The sequence below is a fragment of the Paenibacillus taichungensis genome (assembly GCF_047302525.1).
GTDB classification, from domain to species: domain Bacteria; phylum Bacillota; class Bacilli; order Paenibacillales; family Paenibacillaceae; genus Paenibacillus; species Paenibacillus taichungensis_B.
This window is the reverse complement of the sequence record NZ_CP168020.1, coordinates 1984255-2008130: the sequence shown is the minus strand read 5'-3', so window position 1 is coordinate 2008130 and position 23876 is coordinate 1984255. Positions and strand designations below refer to the sequence as shown.

Here is a 23876-nt window from a genome sequence, read left to right as displayed (position 1 = left end):
CCTGTTGATGAGTTAGATTCCCTATTACTTCTATGTATACACAACAATACCCCACACTCCACTATCGGAAGTAGGGGGTATTGTATGTTTAACTCAAACGGAGAAAGTTATGAGAACCTTCCTTCCCATTCACGCTTAAATTGCTCCACAAACTGCACCATAAAGTCATGACGCTGCTCTGCCAGTTCCTTGCCATAGGATGTGTTCATCAGATCTTTTAGCTTAAACAGCTTTTCGTAAAAGTGATTGATCGTTGTACTGCGTCCATTCCGGTATTCCTCTCGCGTCATCTGCTCTCGTGGCGGAAGGGCAGGATCATACATCTCACGGCCTCTCGCGCCGGCAAAAGCAAACGTACGCGCAATACCAATAGCGCCCAGCGCATCCAGGCGATCCGCATCCTGCACCACCTGGGCTTCCAGAGATGAGACGGCAGGTCGCTGCCCTCCTGCATAGGAAATGGAACTAATGATGTGTACCACAGCTTCCCGTGTACCCGCTTCAAGCGGCTGGGTATCCAGCCATGCATTCAGCTTTGCCATTCCGGCTTCAAGACTTTCGTTAAGCTTCTCATCCGGCACATCATGAAGCAATGCAGCGAGTTCACAGATAAAGGGATCGGCACCTATACGGTGTGCAAGCTCGACCGCAAGTGCGGTCACCCGCTCGATATGCGGCCAGTCATGACCATCCGTATGTGCGGCCGCATCTCCCTGTACAAAAGCACGAGCCGCTCGAAGAATTGCCTCTCCTGTTAACGTTCCATCAACCTGATCCCCATGCCCTAATTGTTGTGTGCTCAGGTTCAGATGTTGAGGGGAATTCTCTTGCATCTTACACGTCCCCGCCTTCGCGAGTTTGTTCACGCGGTATACGTCTTGCCACACCCGTTTTGACCGCTGCTTCAATCACGCGATTGCGCATCGATTTGACGATTTTATCGTTAAAAACACTCGGAATAATATAATAACGGGTGCGCTCTTCATCCGAAATGGCTGAAGCAATCGCCTGAGCTGCTGCGAGCTTCATCTCCTCATTAATCTCACTGGCACGGCAATCCAGAACGGCTCTGAACATACCTGGGAAACACAATACGTTATTGATCTGATTCGGATAATCCGAGCGGCCTGTCGCCATGACAGCCACGATGTCTTCCACCACAGACGGCATAATCTCCGGTACCGGATTCGCCATGGCGAAAACAATTGGATCGGCGGCCATGGTTTGCACATCTTCACGGGTTAACAGGTTACCGCGCGACAGACCGATGAAGACATCCGCTCCGCGAATCACGTCACGAAGTGAACCTGTCTCCAGTTCCGGGTTGGTACGAGCCGCATAGTCGCTCCATACTTCATTTTCATAGGTATTCGTCCGTACCAGAGCACCATCACGATCGACCCCGACAACCCGACTCGCACCCGCGGACAGCAGAATATTACTGCATGCCACACCTGCTGCACCGATACCACAGACGACAATTTTTACATCCGTGATGGACTTGCCAACCAGCTTGAGCGCATTGATCAGACCTGCATACAACACAACTGCTGTACCGTGCTGGTCATCATGAAATACCGGAATGTCCAGTTCCTCATTCAGGCGACGCTCAATTTCGAAGCAACGCGGTGAAGAAATATCCTCCAGATTAATCCCGCCAAATGCTGGTGAGATCGCTTTCACAGTTCGAATGATTTCCTCGGTATCCTGTGTATCCAGGCAGATCGGGAAAGCGTCCACCCCTGCAAACTGTTTGAACAACATCGCTTTACCTTCCATGACCGGCATCGCGGCACGTGGTCCAATGTTACCGAGTCCAAGCACAGCACTGCCATCCGATACTACGGCAACCGTATTCCGCTTGATTGTCAGCGAAAATGCCTTTCCAGGCTCTTCTGAAATGGCCGCACATACCCGGGCTACATCCGGTGTATATACGCGTGACAGATCTTCCCGGTTATGAATCGGTGTCTTCGGTGTAACCTCGATCTTGCCGCCCAAGTGCAGCAGAAACGTCCGGTCCGATACGTTTATGATGGATGCCCCTTTAAGCTGGCGCACCCCTTCTATAATTTTGCTGTTATCTTGTGCATCCGTTACAGCGACAGTTAAGTCGCGCACACTTACATCCTGATTGGTCGAAATTACGTCGATGGCGATAATGTCTCCGCCAGCTTCCGAGATGGCCGAGGCCACTTCCCCAAACTTGATATCTTTTGTTGTCATTTCCAGCCGAATAATAAAGCTGTTACCGTCTAGATTCCTTTGATTCATTCCAATTCCTCCCAGACTGAAAGTCTTGAGTTGCAATGTTACCTGTTTGTCTTCGCTGCGCGGACACGTTTATCCTTTATCTTGTCCAGAAAAAGTACTCAGTGTGATCTAAATACGACAAAAAGGACCACCCTCTCCGTCTGATCGAGACGTTAAGGGTGACCCTTCTGCACACTATATAAGTTGAACTAAAGAATATTTACACTTGCCACTCCAATTACAGAACAACCTTCGATCGCTGTTATCCCTAGATTTTTCAGCCAAATGAGTAATATTATATTATTTACGCTCAACCGCTCTGCGCAGTACTCTGATATCATATGGCTGCAAATCCAGGCTACCCTCTACAGCATCACCACTCAGCAGATCACGATAAGACTGGTTGTCCAGTTGTACTTGCTTAGGCTCCGGTGTGTAGTTCTGCACAAATACATAATCCGCTGTGCCATCTGTACGGATGTGTGCCGTAACTCCAGCAGGAAGCTGAGTTTCAAGAGCACGCTCTATACCCAGATCAGCCATTAGACTGCCATAGAAATCATCGTAAAATGGAGCTTTGAAACGCGTAGCCATATAATATGCTTTACCTGAACCAAGACGATTGACGGTCAAAGCAGGCCGTCCGGCATAGAAGTCAGAGCGATACGTCGCCAGTGCTTCGGCACCTTCCAGATGAATCAGGTCGCATAATTCGATTGCATCATACTCGGCATTCAGTTGAAGCCCGTTGTCCTTCACAGGCACAACCCCATTCAGATCACGGTCATGCAAGCCGTCGATCTCTTCTGACCAGATCCCCAACGTCTTGCGAAGCGGCCCAGGGAATCCTCCGAGGAAGCACAGATCATTCTCATTTACGATACCTGACCAATACGTTGCTACAAATGTACCGCCATTTTCCACGAATCGCTCAATGCGTTCGCCAACCCCTTCGCGTACCAGATAAAGCATAGGTGCGATGAGCAGTTTGTACTTGGAGAGATCAGCATCCATGTCGATGACATCCACAGGCACACCTTTTTTCCAAAAGGCATCATAATGCCATTCCACCGTCTGCTCGTACTTTACTCCGATGTTACGCGGTCCTTGGGAATCCTTTACCGCCCAACGGTTTTCCCAATCGAAGATGATGGCAACTTCGGCCGGAACGGACGTTCCAACCACCGCCTGCATTCCTTCCAGTGCCACTCCTACGTCAGTAACATCCTGGAACACACGGGTATGTTCATGCCCAACATGATCTACAACCGCTCCATGAAGCTTTTCACTGGACCCCCGACTCTTTCTCCACTGGAAGTATTGTACACTGTCCGAGCCGTGCGCCACAGCTTGCAGAGATGCCAGCAAATGCATACCAGGACGTTTCAATTTGCTTGTCTCTTGCCAGTTGGTTGAGCTCGGTGTGCTCTCCATCAATAGAAACGGCTGCCCGCCCTTGATTGAACGAACGATATCATGCATCATCGCCACTCTGGATGCCAGCGTATCTTCTTCGTCCGCATCATGCCATGTCGGATAACTGTCCCAAGACAAGAAATCCAGAATGTCAGCGAACTTCCAGTAGTTCAATCCTTCATAAAACTCCATCAGGTTGGTCGTTACCGGCAGATCGGGATTTTTGGCCTTCAGCGGTTTCGTTTCGTGCACGATAAAATCAGCGGTCTGATCTGTGACAAACCTGCGCCAGTCCAGATTCATCGCATGGACCTGTGTCTCTCCGTGCGGCGCAGGAGACTCCACTTGACTCCAGTCTGTCACGGTATGGCTCCAGAATGTTGTCCACCAGGAGTGATTCAACTCGTCCAGTGTGCCGTATTTGTTTTTCACCCAGCCGCGAAAAGCGTCCTGACAATAATCACAGTGGCAATCCCCGCCGAATTCATTGGAAATGTGCCAGCCAATTACTGCGGGATGATCCGAGTAACGTTCTGCAAGTTTTGTATTGATTGCAGTAACCTTCTCCCGGTATACCGGAGATGTATAGCAATGGTTGTGACGGAAGCCATGCAGGTTGCGAACGCGATTGACTCCAACACGCAACACTTCGGGATACTTGGCCGACATCCAGGCAGGTCTTGCACCGCTCGGGGTAGCCAGGAATGCATAAATTCCATTGGCAGCAAAACGATCCAGTACTTGATCCAGCCATTCAAACGTGTACACGCCTTCCTCCGGTTCAAGGGATACCCATGAGAAGATGCCAATGGACATCACATTACATTTGGCAAGCTTCATCAGGCGGATATCATCTTCAAGTACTTCAGGGTAGCGTAGCCATTGCTCCGGGTTATAGTCTGCACCATGTAACATATGAGGTGCTTTGGAACTTACGGGTGGATATTTGTATGTCATGCTGACAACTCCTTCATTCATTTCATTTTGAATCATCTATTTGATCAATGCAGCACTCGGCTGCTCATCCAATGCAGTGTCATTTTCCTCTCCAGCCTTCAGCGCTGAAAACGATTGCAACTTCTGACCCTTGAAGTCAAACATCGTCAGGTTGCCCCAGTTATTCGGATGTCCAACAGACCACTCTTCCTTGCTAGGAATCCAGGCAGGCTCCCAGTAATAGAATCCCGCTCCGAGACCGCCGGGAACTTCACGAATAATCTGCAGCAGATCCTTCAGATAACGCGTCTGTCCTTCCACGCTTGCCGGATATCCTGGCAACAACAGTTCTTCCTGATTCAGAATCCACTCGTGGCCTTCAGGCTGCTCCAATGTCCAAGGATAAGCGGTTTCAACAACATTGATTGGTTTGCCGTAGCGTTCAGCCAGGTCATGCAGATTATCCCGCAGCGCATCCAGTGTTCCATGCCACCAAGGGTAATATGAGAGCCCAATGATATCGAACTCCACACCTAGTGCCTCAAACCGATCATAGAATTTGCGACTCTCCGCATTATCACCACCGCGGTCTATATGAATCATAATCTTGATTTCCGAATCAATCGATTTAACAGCAGCGATGCCATACTTCACAAGTCCAGCAAAACGCTCCCACTGTTCGTCGGTATCATGCTCTTCCCCACCAACACGTCCTTCATCCCATAACATGCCCGGTGTAATTTCATTCCCCACCTGCACCATGTCCGGCAATGCATCATGCTCCTTGAGTGTTCTCAGTACATCTGCCGTATAAGTACATACCTCACGTTGCAGTTCCTCATATGACAGCTTTTCCCATGCCTTTGGCTTCCATTGATTGGCTGGATCAGCCCAGCGATCGGAATAATGAAAATCCAGCAAGAATTGCAAGCCTTGTTCCTTGATCCGTTTGGCTACCGCTACCGTCCGCTCCAGATTACAGAATCCGCCTACAGGATCATTCCAGATTCGCAATCGGATTGCATTGGCATCACCCAGCTTGAGAAGGGTCAGCAAGTCCGCCTGCTGCCCATCCTCGTCACGATAGCTCCCACCATGCTGCTCAATTTCATCCATAAATGACACATCCATTCCGAGAATGAATGCCTCTTCCTTTAAATTGCCCACTTCATCAACCTCCGTTTAATTTAGATGCAGGCTCAGCCTTTAACCGAACCCAAGGTCATACCTTTGACAAAGAAGCGCTGTAGGAATGGATACACAATGAGGATTGGCGCACTTCCAATAAAAATTTGTGCCGCTCTTACTGTGGTTTGGGAGATCGCTTCCATTTCCTTCGGATCCATGCTCATCGTACTCATATCGCGTCCAATAATGACAGTCTGCAGGAATGTCGCCAGTGGGTAATCCTTGGCATTGTTCAGATAGAGCAAGCCGTCGAACCAGGAGTTCCAGTGGAACACCATGCTGAACAAAGCGATCGTAGCAATGGACGGCATCGAGATGGGAAGAAATATACTGAACAATGTGCGGAAATGACCTGCTCCATCAATCAATGCCGCTTCCTCCAGCTCCTGCGGAATGCCGCGGAAGAAATTCAGCATCAGGATGACGAGGAACGTATTCACCGCACCCGGGAGTACAAGCACCCAGAACGAGTCCATCAATCCGATTTTTTGGATGACCATGTAGAATGGAACCAGGCCCCCGTTAAAAATCATACTGAAAACGAACAGCCATGAATAGATGTTTCTTCCTTTAAAAACAGAATTTTCTTTCGACAATGGATAGGCTGCCAAAAAGGTAATCAATAGCGTAATGCCTGTACCAATGACGGTCCGCAGCAACGAGACCCAGATCGAATGCAGGAAGATCGGATTATTCATCGTTTTCTTGTAGGCTTCAAGCGAGAACCCTACGGGCCACAGACTGACCAGATTGGCATCGGCGGCTGATTTGACACTAAAGGATACAGCCAGAACATGTATCAGCGGCACAATACAGAGAATGGCCAGTAGAATCAGGAAGCAGGTATTGAATATGTTAAACACACGATAAGGCAGCGATTTGTGATACATGTTGGTCCCTCTTTTCCCTATGAAGTCGGTTAAAAAATACGATATCCGGCATATTTCTTGGCAAGGCTGTATGATACGAGAATCAGAATCATGCTAATGACGGATTTGAACAATCCGATTGCTGTAGCAAAACCCATCTCTCCGTTCACCATCGCGGATCGGTATACAAACGTATCGATGATATCCCCGGTTTGATATACGAGCGGGTTGTACAAGTTGAAGATCTGATCAAACCCGGCGTTCAGTACGTTACCCAGCGCCAGTGTACCGACAACCATCAACATGGGAACAAGGGAAGGTACTGTAATGTGCAGCGTTTGTTTCCAGCGTCCTGCACCATCAATCTCCGCTGCTTCATACAGGGACGGGTTGATGCCAGCCAGTGCAGCGAGAAACACGATCGTGTTATAACCGAACTCTTTCCATACATCGGAAATGATAATCGTAAATCGGAACCAGTCATTATCTCCAAGGAAGAAGTAAGGTCCAAGCCCGAAGGCACCCAGCGCTCGATTCACCAGCCCCTCGTTGGAGAGCAGATCTATCAGAATACCACCGAGAATAACCCAGGACAGGAAGTGAGGCAGATAAACCAAAGTCTGAATGGTCCGCTGAACAGCAATTTTCCGAACCTCATTCAGCAATATCGCAAATACGAACGGGATAAATAAATTGAATATCAGCTTGAGTACAGCAATGATTAATGTATTCCAGATGACTTGCAAGCTGTCTTCACGTTCAAACAAATATCGAAAATTATCCAGCCCTACCCATTCCGAGCCGCTGATGCCCATCCATGGCTTATAGTTTTGAAATGCCATGACAATGCCGCCCATGGGAATGTAGCTGAATATGATCAGAAAGATGATGGCTGGCAGCAGCATTACGTGGAATGGCCAAGTTCGTTTTAAAGTTCTCATGATTGCTCCCCCTGTAATTCTTCCTACTCAAGTGCTCCCTGAGTGGCTTATACTGCGATTATATCAACCGTTTGCATAGGTCAAACAGCACATAAAAGCAATATAAATGGCACAAAAGCAACCAGTTTGGACTCGCTGTCTTTTCATTCATTCATCCACCGCTGACCCGAACCTTCCCGAAGCAAATCAGGCTCTCATAACGACAAAAAAAGCGCGCAGACCTGGTTGGTCTGCACGCCCCTGTATCCTTATTTTTTCACACTGTCATACCATTCGTTAACCTCTTGTGTGATTTGGTCACCGCCACCCGATTTCCATGTTTGTACAAATGTATCGAACGCATCTACCGGATTTTTGCCATAAATGATTTCATTAAATGCTTGATTTTCAATTTTGTTCAGGTAGTCCAGCTTGGATTTCATTGTCGCTGTTGTAGGACCTGTGAACATATTTTTATAGGAGATCTCTTCCTGACCGAGCAACACTTTCGCTGCGGCAGGGGTTTCTTTACCGTAGTTGACAGCAACATCCTTCTCAAGCTTCGTCTCAGGCTCTTTGCCATCTGCCAGATTCAGCAGGGCTTTCATCTGAGCATCCGGAATACGAGCGCCGTCACGAACGAGCAGATAACGTACAACATTCACATATCCGCCTTCGATTTGGTCAATCGGCATTTGTTTTCCATTGGCATCCAATTGATAGTCATACTTTGCAAACAGACCGTTATCATACGGGCTACCCGGTGCCGGGTCTGCATAATTGTCGAACAGGTAGTTCTGATAAGTAAAGAAGGCTTCAGGATGTTCCATGTCTTTCTTAATCAGAATAACACCGTTAACAAACTGTGTACCGTGACGCATAGCTTTGCCTTCTGGACCGGACGGGATTTCAATCGGTTTCCAAACGGCACTTGGCACATTTTTCACCGTATCCAGAAGCGGCCATCCGCTCATCCAGTATGGACCTGGGATAATACCGGCTGTACCTGCCACTGCTGGCTCTGCTGTTTTGTTTTCATCCCATAATGCTGCTTCCTGCGGGATATATCCTTTTTTGAGCCATTCGCTCAATTTGGTCAGACCTTGCTTCATGCCAGGATTGATGGAACCATATTCCAACTTGCCATCTTCAGCTACATTCCATTGGAATGGCAGTGTTCCGTATGCACCGAAGATCCAGGATGGATCTCCCATCCATGTGTTCATGGATGTTTTGAAACCGATGCTGAGCGGTATGACCTTATCCGGAGCTAAGCCATCCGGATTTTGATTTTTGAACGCATCCATGACTTTTTCCAGTTCATCGATTGTTTTTGGCGCCTCCAGATTCAGCTTGTCCAGCCAATCCTGACGAATCCACAGCAGGTAATCATTGTTGTACGCATAGTCCAGTACGGGAATACCCATTCTTTTGCCGTCACGGCTATACTGGTTCCATACATTGGGGTCCTGCTCCATCGCTTTTTTCCATGTGTCGGAAGCGTATTTGTCGAACAGCGGCCCCGCTTCCTGGTACATGCCAGAATCAATCAGATCCTGTGCAAGCAGGTTGTCCCCTACCGTTACCACATCAGGCATCTCCTGGCCAGAAGACATCGCTAGACGAAGCTTCGTCGCAAACGCACCGTTTGTATCCGTTACAGACCACAATGATTTGATGTCGATGCCGAATTTCTCTTTGGCCCACTTGGTTGACACGTTATTTTCCATCGATTCGCCATTTTTGAATTTTAGCTCAGGATCAATTCCCCATGCTGTTGTAAGGGTCACTGCCGGATCATATTTTTCTTTGTATTCGTTTTCAATAGCTGGCGTACTTGATGCCTCACTATCTCCTCCGCTATTTCCTCCTGTACAGCCTGCAAGGACGCCGGTCAGACACACCGCCGTTGCGAGAAGCGACAGTAATCTCTTTTTCGTGGATTTCGCTCTCAATGTTGTTCCCCCTTCAATCATTTTGGTTACCCTTTCATTATAGGCCTGCCGGGTCTTTCAGCCTATGTCACGAAAACAAGATTTCTGCACCTTTGGCAACCTATATATTGGAATGATGTTGAAATTATGCCTGATCCCGATATTCATTCGGTGTCATTCCGTAATGCTTTTTGAACATTTTGCTGAAATATTGCGGATTTTGGTACCCAAGCTCACTGGTAATCTCGTATATCTTTTTATTCGTGTTTTTGAGCAAATACAATGCACGCTCCATCCGCATTCGAATCATATAATCGCCCAGCCCCTCACCTGTCTCGGCTTTGTAGATCTTGGACAAATACACGGGGTGCAAATAAACTTTGTCTGCGATCATCTTCACGGATAGATCCTGTCCTGCGTCTCTGGTTACCATCTCCTGAACCTGCTTGATGACGTGTCTTCGACTCTGTACGCCTTCCTGATCCGACAGCTCCTCCTGCAACTTGGCGAGCATCTCAGTCGCCCAGCGGCGAAGCTTGTCAGGCGATTGAATCAGCTGATGCGCCAATAGCAGGTCAAATCCCGCATGATCGATCTCATGCACGAGATGCCCCTGCTTATGCGCGATATACATAAAAGCATTCGTCACAGACAAATACATCTCATATACATGTTCTCTGGAGAGACATACACGGTCCGCTGCATCAAAGACGGCATTCAGTTTGCGTGCCGCAGCCTCCCACTGTTTGGTTTCAAGCAATTGAGGCAGCACGGGTGGCTTATAAAGCTCTTCAAGCGCTTGTGCCGCATCGTTCTCCGGCCGTTTGGACAGCTCTTTATCCATATAAATGATCGTATTTTCCTCTGGACCCGACAGTACCAGTGATCCCAAACCTTTACGATAAGCGGTCGTCAGATCGGCAAAATGAAACGGTGCTGTGACCACCATGGACAGATCGCCTTGCAGATATCGAATGACATGCTCACGGAAGGTTCCAGCCGGCTGCTTCAGTTCTTCCATGTTCGTTTGCTCAGGCTCCGTCAACCCCTGATTCTGTATTATCATGACCAGACACTCATGGGGGCCACGTGAAAACCAGACGTTGAGTTGCGGTCCAAACACCTCTTCGGCGATATTGCCAACCGCAAACTCCATCAAATCCAGTGATTGCTGATCCATTGCCGAGAACCGGCCTGTCAGGCGAATTAGCATCATGACCGCCGGTTGATCTGGCTGGAGCACTATCTCATACTTCTCAAGCTGTTCACCCAGTGCCCGTGCTGAAATCTCGCGGCCCAGCAACAAATCGTGCATCAGATTTTCTCGCAAAATTTTATAATCTGACTTCCGGCTATATAACAAACGATGGTATTTATCAAATTCATCCCAATCATCCCGAAGGGACGTGATGGCAGCGGAGATCGAAGCCATGAATTCCTCATCGTTCACCGGCTTGAGAATATAATCGGCAGCCTGCAGCTGAATGGCTTTCTTGGCATATTGAAAATCACTGTGCCCGGTCAGCAGGATGCAGCGGATATGCGCCCATCGATTGCTTACCTCCTCAATTAGCTCCAGTCCGGACATGCCCGGCATTCGAATATCGGTCACCACGAGGTCCACTGCATTCTCTTCCAAAATCTGCAGCGCTTCCTTACCAGATCCTGCACGCAAAACCGTCGTAACCCCGAGCTCTCCCCAGGGAATGGTCAATTCCAGACTTTCAGTCACATACGTTTCATCATCCACCAGTAAGATATCAATCAAGAAAGTCACTCCCTATCTGCATAGTTATGCAATGCATGCCACGGTCATCATGCTGTAGTCATATGGCGTCTCTATTTCTTTCCTTCTATTCAAGAAGATGTTCCTCGTCAGCAGGCCAGGACAAGGTAACACGCAGCCCCCCAAGCGGTGATTCCATAACACTAAGTCCAGCCCGCTCCCCATACCTGAGCTGAAGACGCTGGTTGACGTTCCACAGCCCACACCCCATATCTTGATCCATACCCCCTGTAAGTTTGTGGAGCAGCATCTGCCGGGCCAATTCATCCATACCTTGCCCGTCGTCATCTACGGTAAGAATCATCATGCCATCTCTTTGTTCTCCCGACACCCGTATTTCCCCAGCCTCGGCATCGGCTTCAATACCATGAATAACCGCATTCTCCACCAGTGGTTGAACGATTAGCGGAGGCACCTCCTGCCTCAAGATGTCTTCCGATAAGTCAATTTTGAAACGTATTCGGTCCATACGCATCTGTTGAATCTCCAGATAACAGGTGACGAACTCAATTTCCTCCGTGAGCGGTACCACATCACGCTCCTGCCTCGTCGTGTACCGATAGTATCGGGACAGATTATGCGACATAGCAACTACGGCATCCACACGCTTCAGCTTTGCCATGCTCGTAATGAACGAGAAACAATTATAGAAAAAGTGTGGATTAATCTGCGATTGCAGCTGTTTCAGCCGGGCTTCACGCACATGAATCTGTTCCAGGTACACGTGTTCAAATAACTGCTGAATTTGCGCCACCATGGAGTTGAATCGTTCGGACAAAAAGCTGAATTCATTGCGGCCTTTGGGGATGATTCGAACTGAATAATCCTCCTGCTTCAATCGTTGGAATCCACGAATCAACTGTTTGACAGGGACTTGGACCTGTACATATAACAGATAGGCCACGGCAAAGCTCATCAATAGTAGACAGATCATAGCTGAATAAAACGTTATATTGGATTGATGAATCGGCTTCAGAATAGCTGATAGCGGCATGTAATCGACCAGATACCATCCTGTCGTGCTGGACTTTACCGTATTAACCATGTAAGGCTCGCCGTCAATGACTACTGTTCGGTTATCCACATCCTTAAGCTTATCAATGGCCAGCTTGTCCATCAGCTGGCCTGTCAGGGCACGATCCGAAGTTCGGTTATAGATAACCCCCGTCTCTTCCCGGTAATAAAAGGGATCATGGCGACCATCGTCCTTGAATTTGTCCAGCATATCTCGAATGTTGTCACTGTCGAATTCAAGCTTAATCACGGTTTGCGCATTGGCTGCGGGATCACTAATACCGTATGGAGATACGGTGATCCAGCTGAAGATGAATCGATCATCTTCCCCCTCCTGAATCTTTCGAACATTCCATCCAGATGATATGTTGCCTCGCAGCGTCTCCTGATCGTAATAGCCAGCATCTCGTTCAGAGATGACCCTGCCCAGCGTCGGCGAATAGAGGTACAATTTCGTTGTCCAGTTGGATGAACTTTCCTGGATACTCAGCTTGTTCTGAATACGTTTAACCAGATTGATCGTATCCAGATCGAAATATTTACTGTCAGCGTAGATCCGTCGGAAGCTCGCAATATCGGGATCATGGATGAGCAGATTCGGCCACGAGGATAACAACTCGATGTGTGTATTCACTTGATTTTGAAAAAATTCCAGTTGGTTACTGTTGGAGCGATTGAGTTCATCCCGCAGAACTGCTGTCGTTTTATGGTTGGAATACCAGTACAGCAGCACGACTGGAACCAGCATAATTAGAATTAAAATGACCATTTTGGAAAATAGATTCGTCCGGTATGACATCTGCTTACCTCACCTTGCCTTCATTAGTCAGTGAATCTAATTTTAACGATGAAAGCGTTAAACATAAACTATTTTTTCTGGGCGAATCCGCTCCACAGCTCATCTGTTATTCCTGACTTAATCTCTTTAAAGAGACTGTCTATATATCGTAAGCGTTACCATATACATACATAAAGGTGACAAAACCAACTTTTCTGCACTAATTGCAACTTCCACGCCAAAAAGAGCTGACAACCGCCAGCTCCTTTCTAAACACTATATATTGATTAATTTCTTCTAATTCGCAATGATCTTCTTATGTATTGATTCTATCTTGCTAACGCAAAATCATTATGGAATATCGTAGTCAAACACAGTGTTCTCTCCATCTACGGCGACATCCATTACAATATCGGTTAGCTTTCCTTTGACTCGCAGCGGGGAGGCAGCCAAACCGGAAAACGCCAGTTGACCTTTAAATGTTCCATGCGGCTCAATCTCTATATGCACAGGCTTCAGCTGGACAGATTGCAGGGATTCATAGAGCGGATCATCCTGGTGTTTGTAACTGCGGGCCAAGTCAGGCAAGAGCACAGCTGCTACAGGCTCTCTGGTGTAATTTTTGAGTGTCAGGTCACAGTTTACTCGTGTAATGCCATTTTCCAGTACATCATAGGTACAGGAGCTATCATTTTGGACATAGGAAACACCATTGATACCGGAAGCCCCCCATTTGGCTACATACATCAATTTATCCGTCATGTAGGAATAACTGAGAACAATAGCGAGAACGATCAGCCAGAGCCGTTTGGCCAGAACCGGATATAATGGCATGATTTCTTTGCGTGTAAGATAGTAGCTGCACGCTAATATACCCATTCCAAAAAATAACGTGATATGCACACCACTTACATAGGATGTGGTATAAGGCGACATGCCTATAGCAGACAACATCGTGTCCCCCACAGAGAAACCGAGGTGATGCTTAAACGTAAAAATGATACCAAACAGCAATAACATCGCAGAGAACACAAGTCTGGTTCTCGACACACGAACACCCCCTAATCAGACACCTGATTATATCATATTTTTCCTTATTATGGTTTGCGATCCAAATAAAAAAAGACGCTCCGGTTTTTAACCGAAAACGTCTTTTGTTTTGCAACTCAACTCTACTTTTTCGACAGGAATGCGTCGAGCTGCTCTTGTTTGGCTGCAATGATTTTATCAATACCTGCGGCTTTCAGCTTCTCCAGATATTTCGGGATCATCTCGTTCGGATCTACTGCACCCGAGGTCATGCCCGGTTTGAACTGTTTGTTCACGTTGTTGACCGCAGCAATTTCGTTTTTGACGGATTGACTGTTGAAGGTAAAGCCCAGTGCAGGTGATTTGACGCCTTTAGCATTAAACTCCTTGAACTTTTCCCATTTCTGTGGATCTTCATTATCCCAGAGGTAGTTCAGGAACTGGTTACCCAGCTGCCATTGTGCGCCCGGATTGTATGTGCGACTGTTGGCATCCACCCCTTGCGGGAGGGTAATAATGTTGTCCTCCCCGTCTTTTTTCACATAATGAGTGCCTTCAATTCCGAAGTTGAGGAGGTTGTTGATTTCTTTGTCAGAATGCAGCAGGTTAATGACTTGCATCGCCTTCTCCGGCTGCTCAGAGGAGCGGGAGATCGCCAGCATGGCACCGGAAGCATCCCCGGTAGTAATCGTAGGCTGCGTCATCTCAATCTGAGTCAGTGGATATCCGACGTACCCTTCTTCTTCCTTATCCTTGCCCGGCTTCATGCCATCGGTCCAAAGGAACGCCTTGCCTGCCTTCGCCTGATCTTTCGGGAACACATTGGAAGTTGCTGCATCACTGTTAATGTATCCAGCCTGATACCACTTACGTGCAAGCTCAGCAGCCTCCTTGAATTCAGGAGTCTCCACTTCATTCAGTACCGTCGTTCCACCTGCTGTTTTGGAGATAACTCCAGGCACTGAAGCATCCCCGAGATAATCCCAATCCAGATTCTCCAGCAGTCCGTTACCATTCGTGTTGGACATATAGAATGGAGTGATGCCAGGTTCGTTTTCCTTGATCGTTTTGAGCAGCGGCTCCAGGTCAGCCCACGTTTTCACTGCGGTCAGATCAAGCTTGTATTTGTCAGCCAGATCTTTGCGTACCAGTACACCACGCGTTGCTGCCAATTCCTTGTTGGTAGGAACGCCATAGTTCACACCATCCACCTGGGAACCTTCCAGAAAGGCTGGATCGAGATTTTTCTCGATATCCTGCCCATACTTGTCAAGCAGATCATTGAGCGGCAAGAAAGCACCTTTTGCCACATTGACGGTATAATTTTGCCAAGCCGCCGTGAAAATAATGTCTGATTTTTCGCCGGAAGAGATCATAAGATTCAGCTTGTTATCCCACTGACCCCAGTCGATCGCGTTGATCTTGAGTGTTGCCCCGATCTTTGGCTCCATCTTTTTATTGATCTCAGCTTCGACCAGAGCTACATCTTTTTGTGGTGTCCCCGGATAATACAAAGTCACTTCATAGGGCTTGCCCCCACTCTCCGCTGCACCGCCTCCCTCTGCTCCTGATGTTGTCCCGCCTTTGTCTGATGAGCAACCTGCAAGCACCAGGCTCAGCGCCATAACTGCTGCCGCGATACGCGGCCATACCTTAAACGTTCTAACCAAGTGAACCCCTCCCGTCATATGTTGGACCCTGCAACCGATTGCCCCAATTCGCAATGTTCCCAATCTGCAAAAGTCCGTTCCTTGCCGGCCCTCCGGCGTGACTGTACTTGCTGCTTTTTGTATATGCCCTCTCAGGTCCATCTTCGATTATCCGTTGCCCTCTCCGCTAACCGGCCGGAGTTACCCCTTCACTGCGCCTACCGTAAGGCCTTTGATGAAATACCGCTGGAAGAATGGATATGCCAGTACGATTGGACCAATACCGACAACAGCCATCGCCATTTGCAGTGTTTTATTCGGCAGATTCAGCAATCCGCCCTGTGACGAAATCTGTGAAGAGACATTGGAGTTGGATGTTAAATATTGAATGTCGAGCAGCGTCCGGTACATAAGGTACTGAAGACTGATCGTCCGGTTATCGGATATAAAAATCATGCTGAGATACCAGTCGTTCCAGTAATTCAATGTGCTGAACAGTGCAACCGTCGCCATCACCGGAAGGGAGAGCGGAAGCACGATACGTGTAAACGTTCTCAATTCACCCGCTCCATCAATCCGTGCCGATTCAAGAATCGATACCGGTATGGAATTGGCGAAGAACGTACGCATGACCAGTACGAAGAACGGTGACAGCAGCAGCGGCATGATCAGTGCCAGTACCGAGTTTTTCAAATCCAGTACGTTCACATAGACGAGATACCAAGGGACCAGACCGCCATTGAACAGCATGGTGAAAAAGATGAAAAAGGCGAACCACCCGCGATACGGCAAATCCCTCCGGGAAAGCGGGTACGCGTACAATGCAGTCAGTGCTACACTCGTTATTGTACCTATCACGGTTACGATAATTGAAATGCCATAGGAATGGATGATCTGATCCATGTCTTTGAACAGAAACTCATAGGCAGTCAGGCTAAACTTCTCCGGAATCAGCTTATACCCGTTCGCAATGACCGTCGTCTCGTCCGAGAATGAGATCGCGAAGACAAGCAGGATCGGCACGATGCAGGCAATGGCATAGAATATAAACATAGCGTGTATGATAGACGCGGAACGCCGCGACACGGCTAATGGATCACGTGATTTCACAGCTGGCTTGCCTCCTCTCAAAATAATGCATTATCTTTGTCCATTCTCCTTACGATGGTATTGGATACGAGAACAAGCACAAATCCGACAACAGCCTGATACAGCCCGGCTGCCGAGGACATCCCGATATCGCCCCCAATGAGGAAGGTTCGGTACACATACGTATCCAGAACGTTCGTGACCGGGAACAATGCGCCCGATTCAAGCGGAACCTGGTAGAACAGACTGAAGTCCGCGTAGAAAATACGACCGATTTGCAGCAGTGTCATAATCACGATCAGCGGTACGAGGAACGGAACCGTAATGAAGCGAATCTGATGCCACTTGCTCGCGCCATCCAGCACGGCCGCTTCATAATATTCCTCATCGATACCTACCACTGCTGCCAGATAAATAACGGCATAATAACCGATATTCTTCCATGTATTCACCAGCGGCAAAATATACGGCCAATACTTGGGTTCCGAATACCAATCAATTGGTTGTCCGCCAAAGAGCTGAAGAATCGTCGAGTTCATGAAGCCCGAATCCTTGCCGAGAAACGCGAGCACCAAATAGCTGACTACAATCATCGACAGAAAATACGGAAGCAGCATGAGTGACTGATACAATTTGGACATCGCCTTGTTCTTCACTTCATTCAACAAAATCGCAAGCCCTACACCTACAAATAAATTCAGCGCAATAAATACGGTGTTATATGCGAGCGTATTACGTGTAATCTCCCAAGCATCGCTGGTGGAGAACAAATACTTGAAATTATCCCAGCCGCTCCACGGGCTGCCCCAAATACCGTCGGCATAGTTTACATTTTTGAATGCAATCAGAACGCCGAACATCGGCATATAGTTGTTCACCAGCAGAAACAGAATGCCTGGCAAAAACATGAGATACAAAACCTTGAATTTACCTAGATTGTACAGGACAGACTTTCGTTTTCGAACCGGTATATCCGGTATGTCCCTTGCATCCGATAGACGTGCTGCCTTACCCACCTGGGGTTGTGTCTTCATAACTTGTTCTCCCTCACTCCTCTTGAATTTCATCCTCAGGATGAAACACCGCTGTGTCTCCTGTGGTTCAAGTATACGGCGGGGCGTTCAGGTCCACTATCTGCTGTGGTGACCTGTTCACTTATCAAATTATGACTTTAGGGCACAAAAAAACAAAAGACGCAGCATGCTGCGTCAAATCTGTACCGTTCGGGACTGTTTGCGAAACTCCTGTGGGGTAATACCCGTGCACTTTTTGAACATTTTCGTAAAATGAGAGTAATTGTAGTACCCGACCTTGCCTGCGATATCCGTCACCTTCACGGTAGACTGGGACAATAAAGTCTTCGCTTTGGCAACTCTGCGCTGGAGAATGAATTCGGAAAGCGACATGCCCTTTTCTTTACGAAACAGGCGGGATAGATAGGCCGGATTAAATCCGGCAAAGGATGCAAGTTCTTCTCGCATCAGCTCTTCACCAATATGATTTTCAATGTAAATGCATAACTGGTCCACAATCGTCATTGGACTGTGATCGTCCGGGTACAATACCGGGATCGCACGACTAATCAGGTCTGATGTCCACTGCTTCAGTTGAGGCAACGAACGTGTCACAACGTTTTCTTCCGGCTCCCGTTCTCCGGGATACAGGCTGCGTACGGATACATTTTTCTGATGAAGCAGCGGGTAGATTACATGCAGCATCGCATGATAATACAAGCGCAGAATTTCGGGTGACAAACGCTCCTGTGAGGCCAGTAATTCAAAGATTTCGTCCACACGCTCGCGTAGGTCGTCAAACTTTCCCGTTTCGAACAGGATGGACAGCTCGGAAAACCACGGTATTGGCAGAAAGCGATCCTCCGTATCCCGGCCCACCTCGTCATAGATGAAGACCCCTTCAAGCTCGTTGATATTGCGACGCTCCATGTCCATCAGCTCATTCAGCATCCCCTGTAAATCTGTAACAGCAACCGGAACTCCGACGTAACAGGACAATCGGCAATAAAAGTAGGTACCACATTCCTGGATATAGCTCTGACATCCTTGTGCCACTTCACTCGCCGTTGGTACGATACCATCCTGTTCGTATGCAAGCACAATATTTAGTCCACTGTGGTCCTGAAACACTTCGCCAGGTTTGTCACCAAGCAGCATTTCCTTGGCAGCATTGCGAAGCGCATATTCCAGGACTTCCTCATCACGCAGATCGAAGTCTCGCACCCATTCTTCGACGGAAATGACAATCGGCAACACGCGCACTTGCGGATCAATCTCGGCTCCATAGACCTCGGCCAGCTCCTGCAGCTTTTGCTGGGTTAAGGTTACGCGCTGTGAGATGGCGTCTTTCCAGAAACGCTCGGTCAACAGCGGTTTATGCGTTTGCCAGCGTTTGTACACCGTCTCATATACTTCATTGGTGCGGGAACGCTGCTCCCCATCCTTGATTTTGTCAATCGCCTGGCTCACAACCTTGAGCAGCTGGTCTGCGGGAGCAGGCTTCAGCACATAATCGAAGCTGTTCAACTTAATTGCCGTTTGGGCATAATCGAACAGAGCATGACCTGTAAGGAAAATCGTCAGCAGGCCGGGATCATGCTTTAACACCCAGCTCTGCAGATCTAGTCCCGTTTCACCCGGCATCTCAATATCACAGATCATAATATCAATGGGATGGGCTTTCATCAACATTCTCGCTTCTTCCGCATCACCAGCACTGAATACCTGGTCAATTCCGGCCAGGCTCCAGTCCACCCCTTCCACCATCGCTTGCAGGGCGTATACTTCATCATCCACGATCAACAGGTTCCGCATAGGCTCTCCCTTCTTCCTCTTCCGTCTGGGCGGGCATATGAATATGGACTGCTGCCCCTCCTTCAGTCTGATTGCTGAACTGCAATCCAGCATGTTTGCCGTACTTTACAATCAGCCGATGGATAACGTTCCAGATGCCAATGTGTTGTCCACCCGGATCTTCGGCGTATTGCCCCTGTTGCAGGCGCTCTAGTATTTCTTGCTCAAATCCAACACCGTTATCCGTAATCGAAAGTTGAAGAACCGAAGACAGCGTAGGATCAGATAACGTTTTCGACTTTCGTGCTGTTATGCAAATAACAAAAGGCTCTGTGCGTCGCTGAAAGCCATGAATGATGGCATTCTCCACAAAAGGCTGAATCGTTAAGGGCGGCAGCACATAATGCCCAAGATCCGGTCCAACATCCAGAACGAAATCCAGCTTGTTTGGAAACCGCAGCTTCTGGATCTCCAAATAATGACTGATATGTTCCAATTCTTCATCCAATCGAATGACACGTTTGCCTGCACGCAGGCTGAACCTGAAATAATCTGCCAGATGACCAGCCATCTGCTGCACCAGCTCATGCTTTTGCAACGAAGCCAGGCTATGAATGATATTCAATGAATTCAGGTAAAAGTGAGGATTGATCTGCATCTGCAATTGTTTAAATTCTGCTTCTCTCGTTCGTAATTGCTCCTCATACACATCTATCTTCAGATGCTGGATCTCACTTGTCATCTGATTGAAGCTGTGCGTGACAAACTCCAGTTCAGATGAAGCCGGCGTCTCAAGCCTCACATCAAGTTCTCCTCGGCTAACCCTCCTCATCCCACGTATGAGCACATTCATTGGACGGAACAGGAGTTGCCTGAGAAAAATCATAGCTGTGATCAGAATGACCGCTGCACCAATCGGAAGCAGGCGAATGATCTGCTGAAAAAATGGCAGGTTTCGCATCATATCCTCCTCGGGCAGCAGGACAATATAATTCATCTCAGACATGGCTGAAGGAATGCCAAGCATCAGATACTGACGTGCACTTCCTGTGGATGTCACTTCAGAGATCACCTGGTATGGATTATTCAATCCAGTGATATGGGCAGCGGCTAGTTTGATTTGTGCCGAGTTGAGGGCTGAATCGGACAGCGCCCCTCCATCTGCTCCCACGATGACTGCGCCACCCCGGTCACCGGACTCCGTAAATTGCTCGGGGTGATTCAGTGCATTCATGTCCACAAGCGCCCCCGCATAGAACTGGGCGTTAATCCGCACTGTTTTGACCAAGGCATTCCATGTGCCCCCCCGAACGATGCTCCACTCTGGCTTTTGGATTTCCCCCTCCAGCTGCTGCATTTGGACCGGCATGCTCTCCTGCACAATCGACATTTTGACATCATAATTGCCTGAGGTAGCGAGTAACAGATCATCATTCACGGCATCGTACAGAAAAAATGAATCGATCAGATTATAAAATCCGATATCGGTCATGAATTTGTTCATAATGCGCTGTTTGGCAATAATATAATCGCCGCTGCCGTATTTGAGAAAAAACAGGGAGATAATATCCGGATCTCGCTCGCCCAGACTGTATAAATAACGATTGGTCTCCTGGAGCACACGCTCGTTCTGCTCCACACTCTTCGCAAGATGATTCATATTGGTGAGAGATACTTGATCACGCACAACTTTCATGGCGTATACGTTGTTGTAATATAGCAGTATGAATAGTGGCAGCATGATCAATGTCAGACCCACAATAAACTTAAAACGCAGTGAACGGATGAAGTTCATGAATTCCCGTCCTTTGTCCAATCTGGATTTCAGTTCTTTTGCACATCGTTGTAACCGCTATCAATACTAAGCGATTCCTTCCGTTTTCGGATGCTCTACTTCTGTGTTTCTTCCATCTTCTTCCTTATAATGGCATGTTTATTGTAGTCATACTTGCTTGCACTGTCTATGTGGTTCCGTGACCTATCACTGTCAATTCTGGTGACTTGCACTTGATTTACAGTGCGTGTTCGAGGGTCCATGCTCTAATTAGTTCTCCATCTGTAAAAAAAATCCTGCTCCATGCTCCACGAACGCCCGGTGATGACATGCATACGATATATCACTCCTTGGGTTGACACCAAGGATGTAAGGAGGCATGTCCGATGAATATTCAACTCGTCCCATTGCATTATGTATATCTGGCTTTTATCGTCTTGATTATCGCCGTCATGGTTCGGCGTAGAGACACAACCATCATTTGTGTCGCAGGCATCATGACCATTGGACTCCTGGCGACCGAAACATTAAGCGGATCGGTTTCCGGAATCTTCAGCAGTTTTATCTATGCAGCCAAGGAGCTGCTCAGCACCATTTTTATCATCTCGATCATTGTCGCAATGAGCCGGGTGTTAATTCGGACGGGGATCAATGAAGTCATGGTGACACCGCTCACCCGGTTCATCCGTTCTCCACAGGTCGCCTATTGGGGAATTGGATTCATTATGATGATCGTATCGCTGTTCTTCTGGCCCTCACCTGCCGTTGCCCTGGTTGGGGCGGTACTGCTTCCGGTAGCGGTACGAGTCGGACTTCCTCCCATCGGTGCTGCCATTGCCATGAATCTATTTGGGCACGGAATTGCCTTATCAGGCGATTACATTATCCAAGGGGCACCCAAACTGACAGCTGATGCAGCTGGACTTCCCGTTACCGCTGTTATGACTGCAAGTATCCCGCTTGTCATAGTGATGGGGACGGTGTCTACGGTAACGGCATTCTGGATGCTGCGCAAGGAGTTGAAATCAGGTTCCCCCGTTAAACTTAGTGATCCGATCTCTAATGAAGCAGTAACTGTCCTTCCACCTTCATCAGACTCTGGGCCGATCTCCGAGACGCCAGCCGTCCAACATCAACCGATGCCGCCACGTCTGCAAAAGGTATTCGCTCTGATCATCCCATTGTTATTCCTAGTCGATGTCATTCTGATGTTTTTACTTAAACTTCAAGGCGGTGATGCCACAGCGTTAATTGGTGGAACAGCCGTACTCATTCTGATTGCCGTGTCACTTGCCGCACATCGTCATACAGGTCCGGAAGAAACAACAAACTATTTAATTGAAGGATTTCAGTTCGGATTCAAGGTGTTTGGTCCTGTCATACCGATTGCCGCTTTCTTTTATCTTGGGGATGCTGCAATCACAGAGCTGTTCAACAACCCGCTGCCTGCTGGATCACACGGTATTGTGAATGATTTAGGGGTTGCTCTTGCAGGGTTGGTGCCATTGAATAATACGGTAGGCGCTATAACGATGACTGTGACCGGAGCGGTTACAGGAATGGATGGTTCGGGGTTCTCAGGGATATCCCTGGTCGGCTCCATTGCGTCCATGTTTGCAGGTTCGGCAGATTCCGCACCTGTATTGACGGCACTAGGCCAGGTCGCCGCCATATGGGTAGGCGGTGGGACCTTAATTCCATGGGCCTTAATTCCAGCCGCTGCCATTTGCGGAGTCAGTCCATTTGAACTGGCACGCCGCAATCTGAAGCCGGTATTGCTGGGATTAACAGTTACCACAATTGTGGCTATCTTTCTAATCTGATTGTGGAAACCATTTTATTCGAACTGAAAAGACGTACGCAAGCGGGCCCATTGCCAAAGCTCATCCTTACTCATTGCGGCCAGATGAAGCATTGCCTCATACGGGTCTCCCTGAAGTCCTAATACTTTAGCGAATGCAGGCTCCGTCTTCAAGCCTTCCAGCTTCAGTTTGCGAATCTCCCGATGTCCTGGTGCACCCCAGAGTTGCAACAATTCCCACTCTACCAGCATGTGAATATAAGCATTCTGCCTGCGTACAGATACGGACTGAGCGAAAATCTCTATAGGCCAGTTTCCAATATCCACACAACAGGTCACATAAGGACGCTGGCCAGCACGTCCATCCCCCCGGTCGCATCGAAAACCCTGCATGCCGCCTAATTGTCGGTGCACTAAGGTTTCGAACGCTCCCAGATCCGCTGCCTCACATAATAGATCAAGATCACTTCCGGGAATATCAATATCAATCGGCACCGTTCCAGCCGGATAAGGCTGGTAAGCAGCCGATATGCTCAACAATCCACTAGATTGCAACACCTTATACGCATCCTGCTGACGCTCGTTACCCGAGGCCAGATGTGCCATTACATCCGTGGTTGTAATCATGTCACA

Annotated in this window: 17 protein-coding genes; 1 reads left to right on the top strand and 16 read right to left on the bottom strand. The window is 48.1% G+C overall.

Annotated features, from left to right (window positions below; genetic code table 11):
* Positions 1-107: 107 nt before the first annotated feature.
* The 15 genes from ACDJ58_RS09305 to ACDJ58_RS09235 form a co-directional block, all read right to left on the bottom strand.
* Complete coding sequence (locus ACDJ58_RS09305) at positions 108-833, bottom strand: HD domain-containing protein (protein ID WP_413377309.1); 726 nt, start codon at positions 831-833, stop codon at positions 108-110.
* A gap of 1 nt (position 834) precedes the next feature.
* Positions 835-2274 (bottom strand): NAD-dependent malic enzyme, encoded by a 1440-nt coding sequence (locus ACDJ58_RS09300; RefSeq protein WP_413377307.1) that lies wholly within the window; start codon positions 2272-2274, stop codon positions 835-837.
* A 279-nt stretch (positions 2275-2553) separates the two neighbouring features.
* Entirely contained in the window at positions 2554-4626 is a 2073-nt protein-coding gene (locus ACDJ58_RS09295) for a beta-galactosidase (protein WP_413377305.1), read from the bottom strand.
* Between the two features lie 36 nt (positions 4627-4662).
* Positions 4663-5772, bottom strand: a complete 1110-nt coding sequence (locus ACDJ58_RS09290) for an arabinogalactan endo-beta-1,4-galactanase (RefSeq protein ID WP_413377303.1) — start codon at positions 5770-5772, stop codon at positions 4663-4665.
* Between the two features lie 32 nt (positions 5773-5804).
* Positions 5805-6683 (bottom strand): carbohydrate ABC transporter permease, encoded by an 879-nt coding sequence (locus tag ACDJ58_RS09285; protein ID WP_413377301.1) that lies wholly within the window; start codon positions 6681-6683, stop codon positions 5805-5807.
* 29 nt (positions 6684-6712) lie between these two features.
* Positions 6713-7603, bottom strand: coding sequence for an ABC transporter permease (locus tag ACDJ58_RS09280; protein WP_413377299.1), 891 nt, complete (start codon positions 7601-7603; stop codon positions 6713-6715).
* 248 nt (positions 7604-7851) lie between these two features.
* Positions 7852-9558: a sugar ABC transporter gene (locus ACDJ58_RS09275; RefSeq protein WP_413377297.1), complete on the bottom strand. Its 1707-nt coding sequence runs from the start codon at positions 9556-9558 to the stop codon at positions 7852-7854.
* 103 nt (positions 9559-9661) lie between these two features.
* Complete coding sequence (locus ACDJ58_RS09270) at positions 9662-11284, bottom strand: response regulator transcription factor (protein ID WP_413377295.1); 1623 nt, start codon at positions 11282-11284, stop codon at positions 9662-9664.
* Positions 11285-11369: 85 nt separating this feature from the next.
* Complete coding sequence (locus ACDJ58_RS09265; RefSeq protein WP_413377293.1) at positions 11370-13115, bottom strand: sensor histidine kinase; 1746 nt, start codon at positions 13113-13115, stop codon at positions 11370-11372.
* 330 nt (positions 13116-13445) lie between these two features.
* On the bottom strand, positions 13446-14144 hold the full coding sequence (locus ACDJ58_RS09260) for a hypothetical protein (RefSeq protein WP_072732338.1): 699 nt from the start codon (positions 14142-14144) through the stop codon (positions 13446-13448).
* Positions 14145-14266: 122 nt separating this feature from the next.
* Positions 14267-15793, bottom strand: a complete 1527-nt coding sequence (locus tag ACDJ58_RS09255) for an ABC transporter substrate-binding protein (RefSeq protein ID WP_413377291.1) — start codon at positions 15791-15793, stop codon at positions 14267-14269.
* A 180-nt stretch (positions 15794-15973) separates the two neighbouring features.
* Complete coding sequence (locus ACDJ58_RS09250; RefSeq protein WP_413377289.1) at positions 15974-16882, bottom strand: carbohydrate ABC transporter permease; 909 nt, start codon at positions 16880-16882, stop codon at positions 15974-15976.
* 17 nt (positions 16883-16899) lie between these two features.
* Entirely contained in the window at positions 16900-17895 is a 996-nt protein-coding gene (locus ACDJ58_RS09245; protein WP_413377287.1) for an ABC transporter permease, read from the bottom strand.
* A 174-nt stretch (positions 17896-18069) separates the two neighbouring features.
* A complete protein-coding gene (locus ACDJ58_RS09240; protein WP_413377285.1) occupies positions 18070-19689 on the bottom strand; it encodes a helix-turn-helix domain-containing protein in 1620 nt (539 codons plus the stop codon).
* On the bottom strand, positions 19664-21463 hold the full coding sequence (locus ACDJ58_RS09235) for a sensor histidine kinase (protein WP_413377283.1): 1800 nt from the start codon (positions 21461-21463) through the stop codon (positions 19664-19666). Before ACDJ58_RS09235 ends, ACDJ58_RS09240 begins: the two co-directional genes overlap by 26 nt.
* A 365-nt stretch (positions 21464-21828) precedes the next feature.
* Between ACDJ58_RS09235 and ACDJ58_RS09230 the strand changes: the two genes are divergently transcribed.
* Positions 21829-23265 (top strand): hypothetical protein, encoded by a 1437-nt coding sequence (locus ACDJ58_RS09230; RefSeq protein ID WP_413377281.1) that lies wholly within the window; start codon positions 21829-21831, stop codon positions 23263-23265.
* A 14-nt stretch (positions 23266-23279) separates the two neighbouring features.
* Here ACDJ58_RS09230 and ACDJ58_RS09225 read toward each other — a convergent pair whose 3' ends face one another.
* Positions 23280-23870 (bottom strand): DUF4269 domain-containing protein, encoded by a 591-nt coding sequence (locus ACDJ58_RS09225; RefSeq protein ID WP_413377279.1) that lies wholly within the window; start codon positions 23868-23870, stop codon positions 23280-23282.
* Positions 23871-23876: the final 6 nt, after the last annotated feature.

Excerpts from the sequence above, each read along its gene's own strand:
- ACDJ58_RS09225 (WP_413377279.1), bottom strand. The coding sequence starts at position 23,870 with ATGATTACAACCACGGATGTAATGGCACATCTGGCCTCGGGTAACGAG.
- ACDJ58_RS09305 (WP_413377309.1), bottom strand. The coding sequence starts at position 833 with ATGCAAGAGAATTCCCCTCAACATCTGAACCTGAGCACACAACAATTA.
- ACDJ58_RS09285 (WP_413377301.1), bottom strand. The coding sequence starts at position 6,683 with ATGTATCACAAATCGCTGCCTTATCGTGTGTTTAACATATTCAATACC.
- ACDJ58_RS09280 (WP_413377299.1), bottom strand. The coding sequence starts at position 7,603 with ATGAGAACTTTAAAACGAACTTGGCCATTCCACGTAATGCTGCTGCCA.
- ACDJ58_RS09275 (WP_413377297.1), bottom strand. The coding sequence starts at position 9,558 with ATGATTGAAGGGGGAACAACATTGAGAGCGAAATCCACGAAAAAGAGA.
- ACDJ58_RS09265 (WP_413377293.1), bottom strand. The coding sequence starts at position 13,115 with ATGTCATACCGGACGAATCTATTTTCCAAAATGGTCATTTTAATTCTA.
- ACDJ58_RS09235 (WP_413377283.1), bottom strand. The coding sequence starts at position 21,463 with ATGAACTTCATCCGTTCACTGCGTTTTAAGTTTATTGTGGGTCTGACA.
- ACDJ58_RS09245 (WP_413377287.1), bottom strand. The coding sequence starts at position 17,895 with ATGAAGACACAACCCCAGGTGGGTAAGGCAGCACGTCTATCGGATGCA.
- ACDJ58_RS09295 (WP_413377305.1), bottom strand. The coding sequence starts at position 4,626 with ATGACATACAAATATCCACCCGTAAGTTCCAAAGCACCTCATATGTTA.
- ACDJ58_RS09230 (WP_413377281.1), top strand. The coding sequence starts at position 21,829 with ATGAATATTCAACTCGTCCCATTGCATTATGTATATCTGGCTTTTATC.
- ACDJ58_RS09240 (WP_413377285.1), bottom strand. The coding sequence starts at position 19,689 with ATGCGGAACCTGTTGATCGTGGATGATGAAGTATACGCCCTGCAAGCG.
- ACDJ58_RS09300 (WP_413377307.1), bottom strand. The coding sequence starts at position 2,274 with ATGAATCAAAGGAATCTAGACGGTAACAGCTTTATTATTCGGCTGGAA.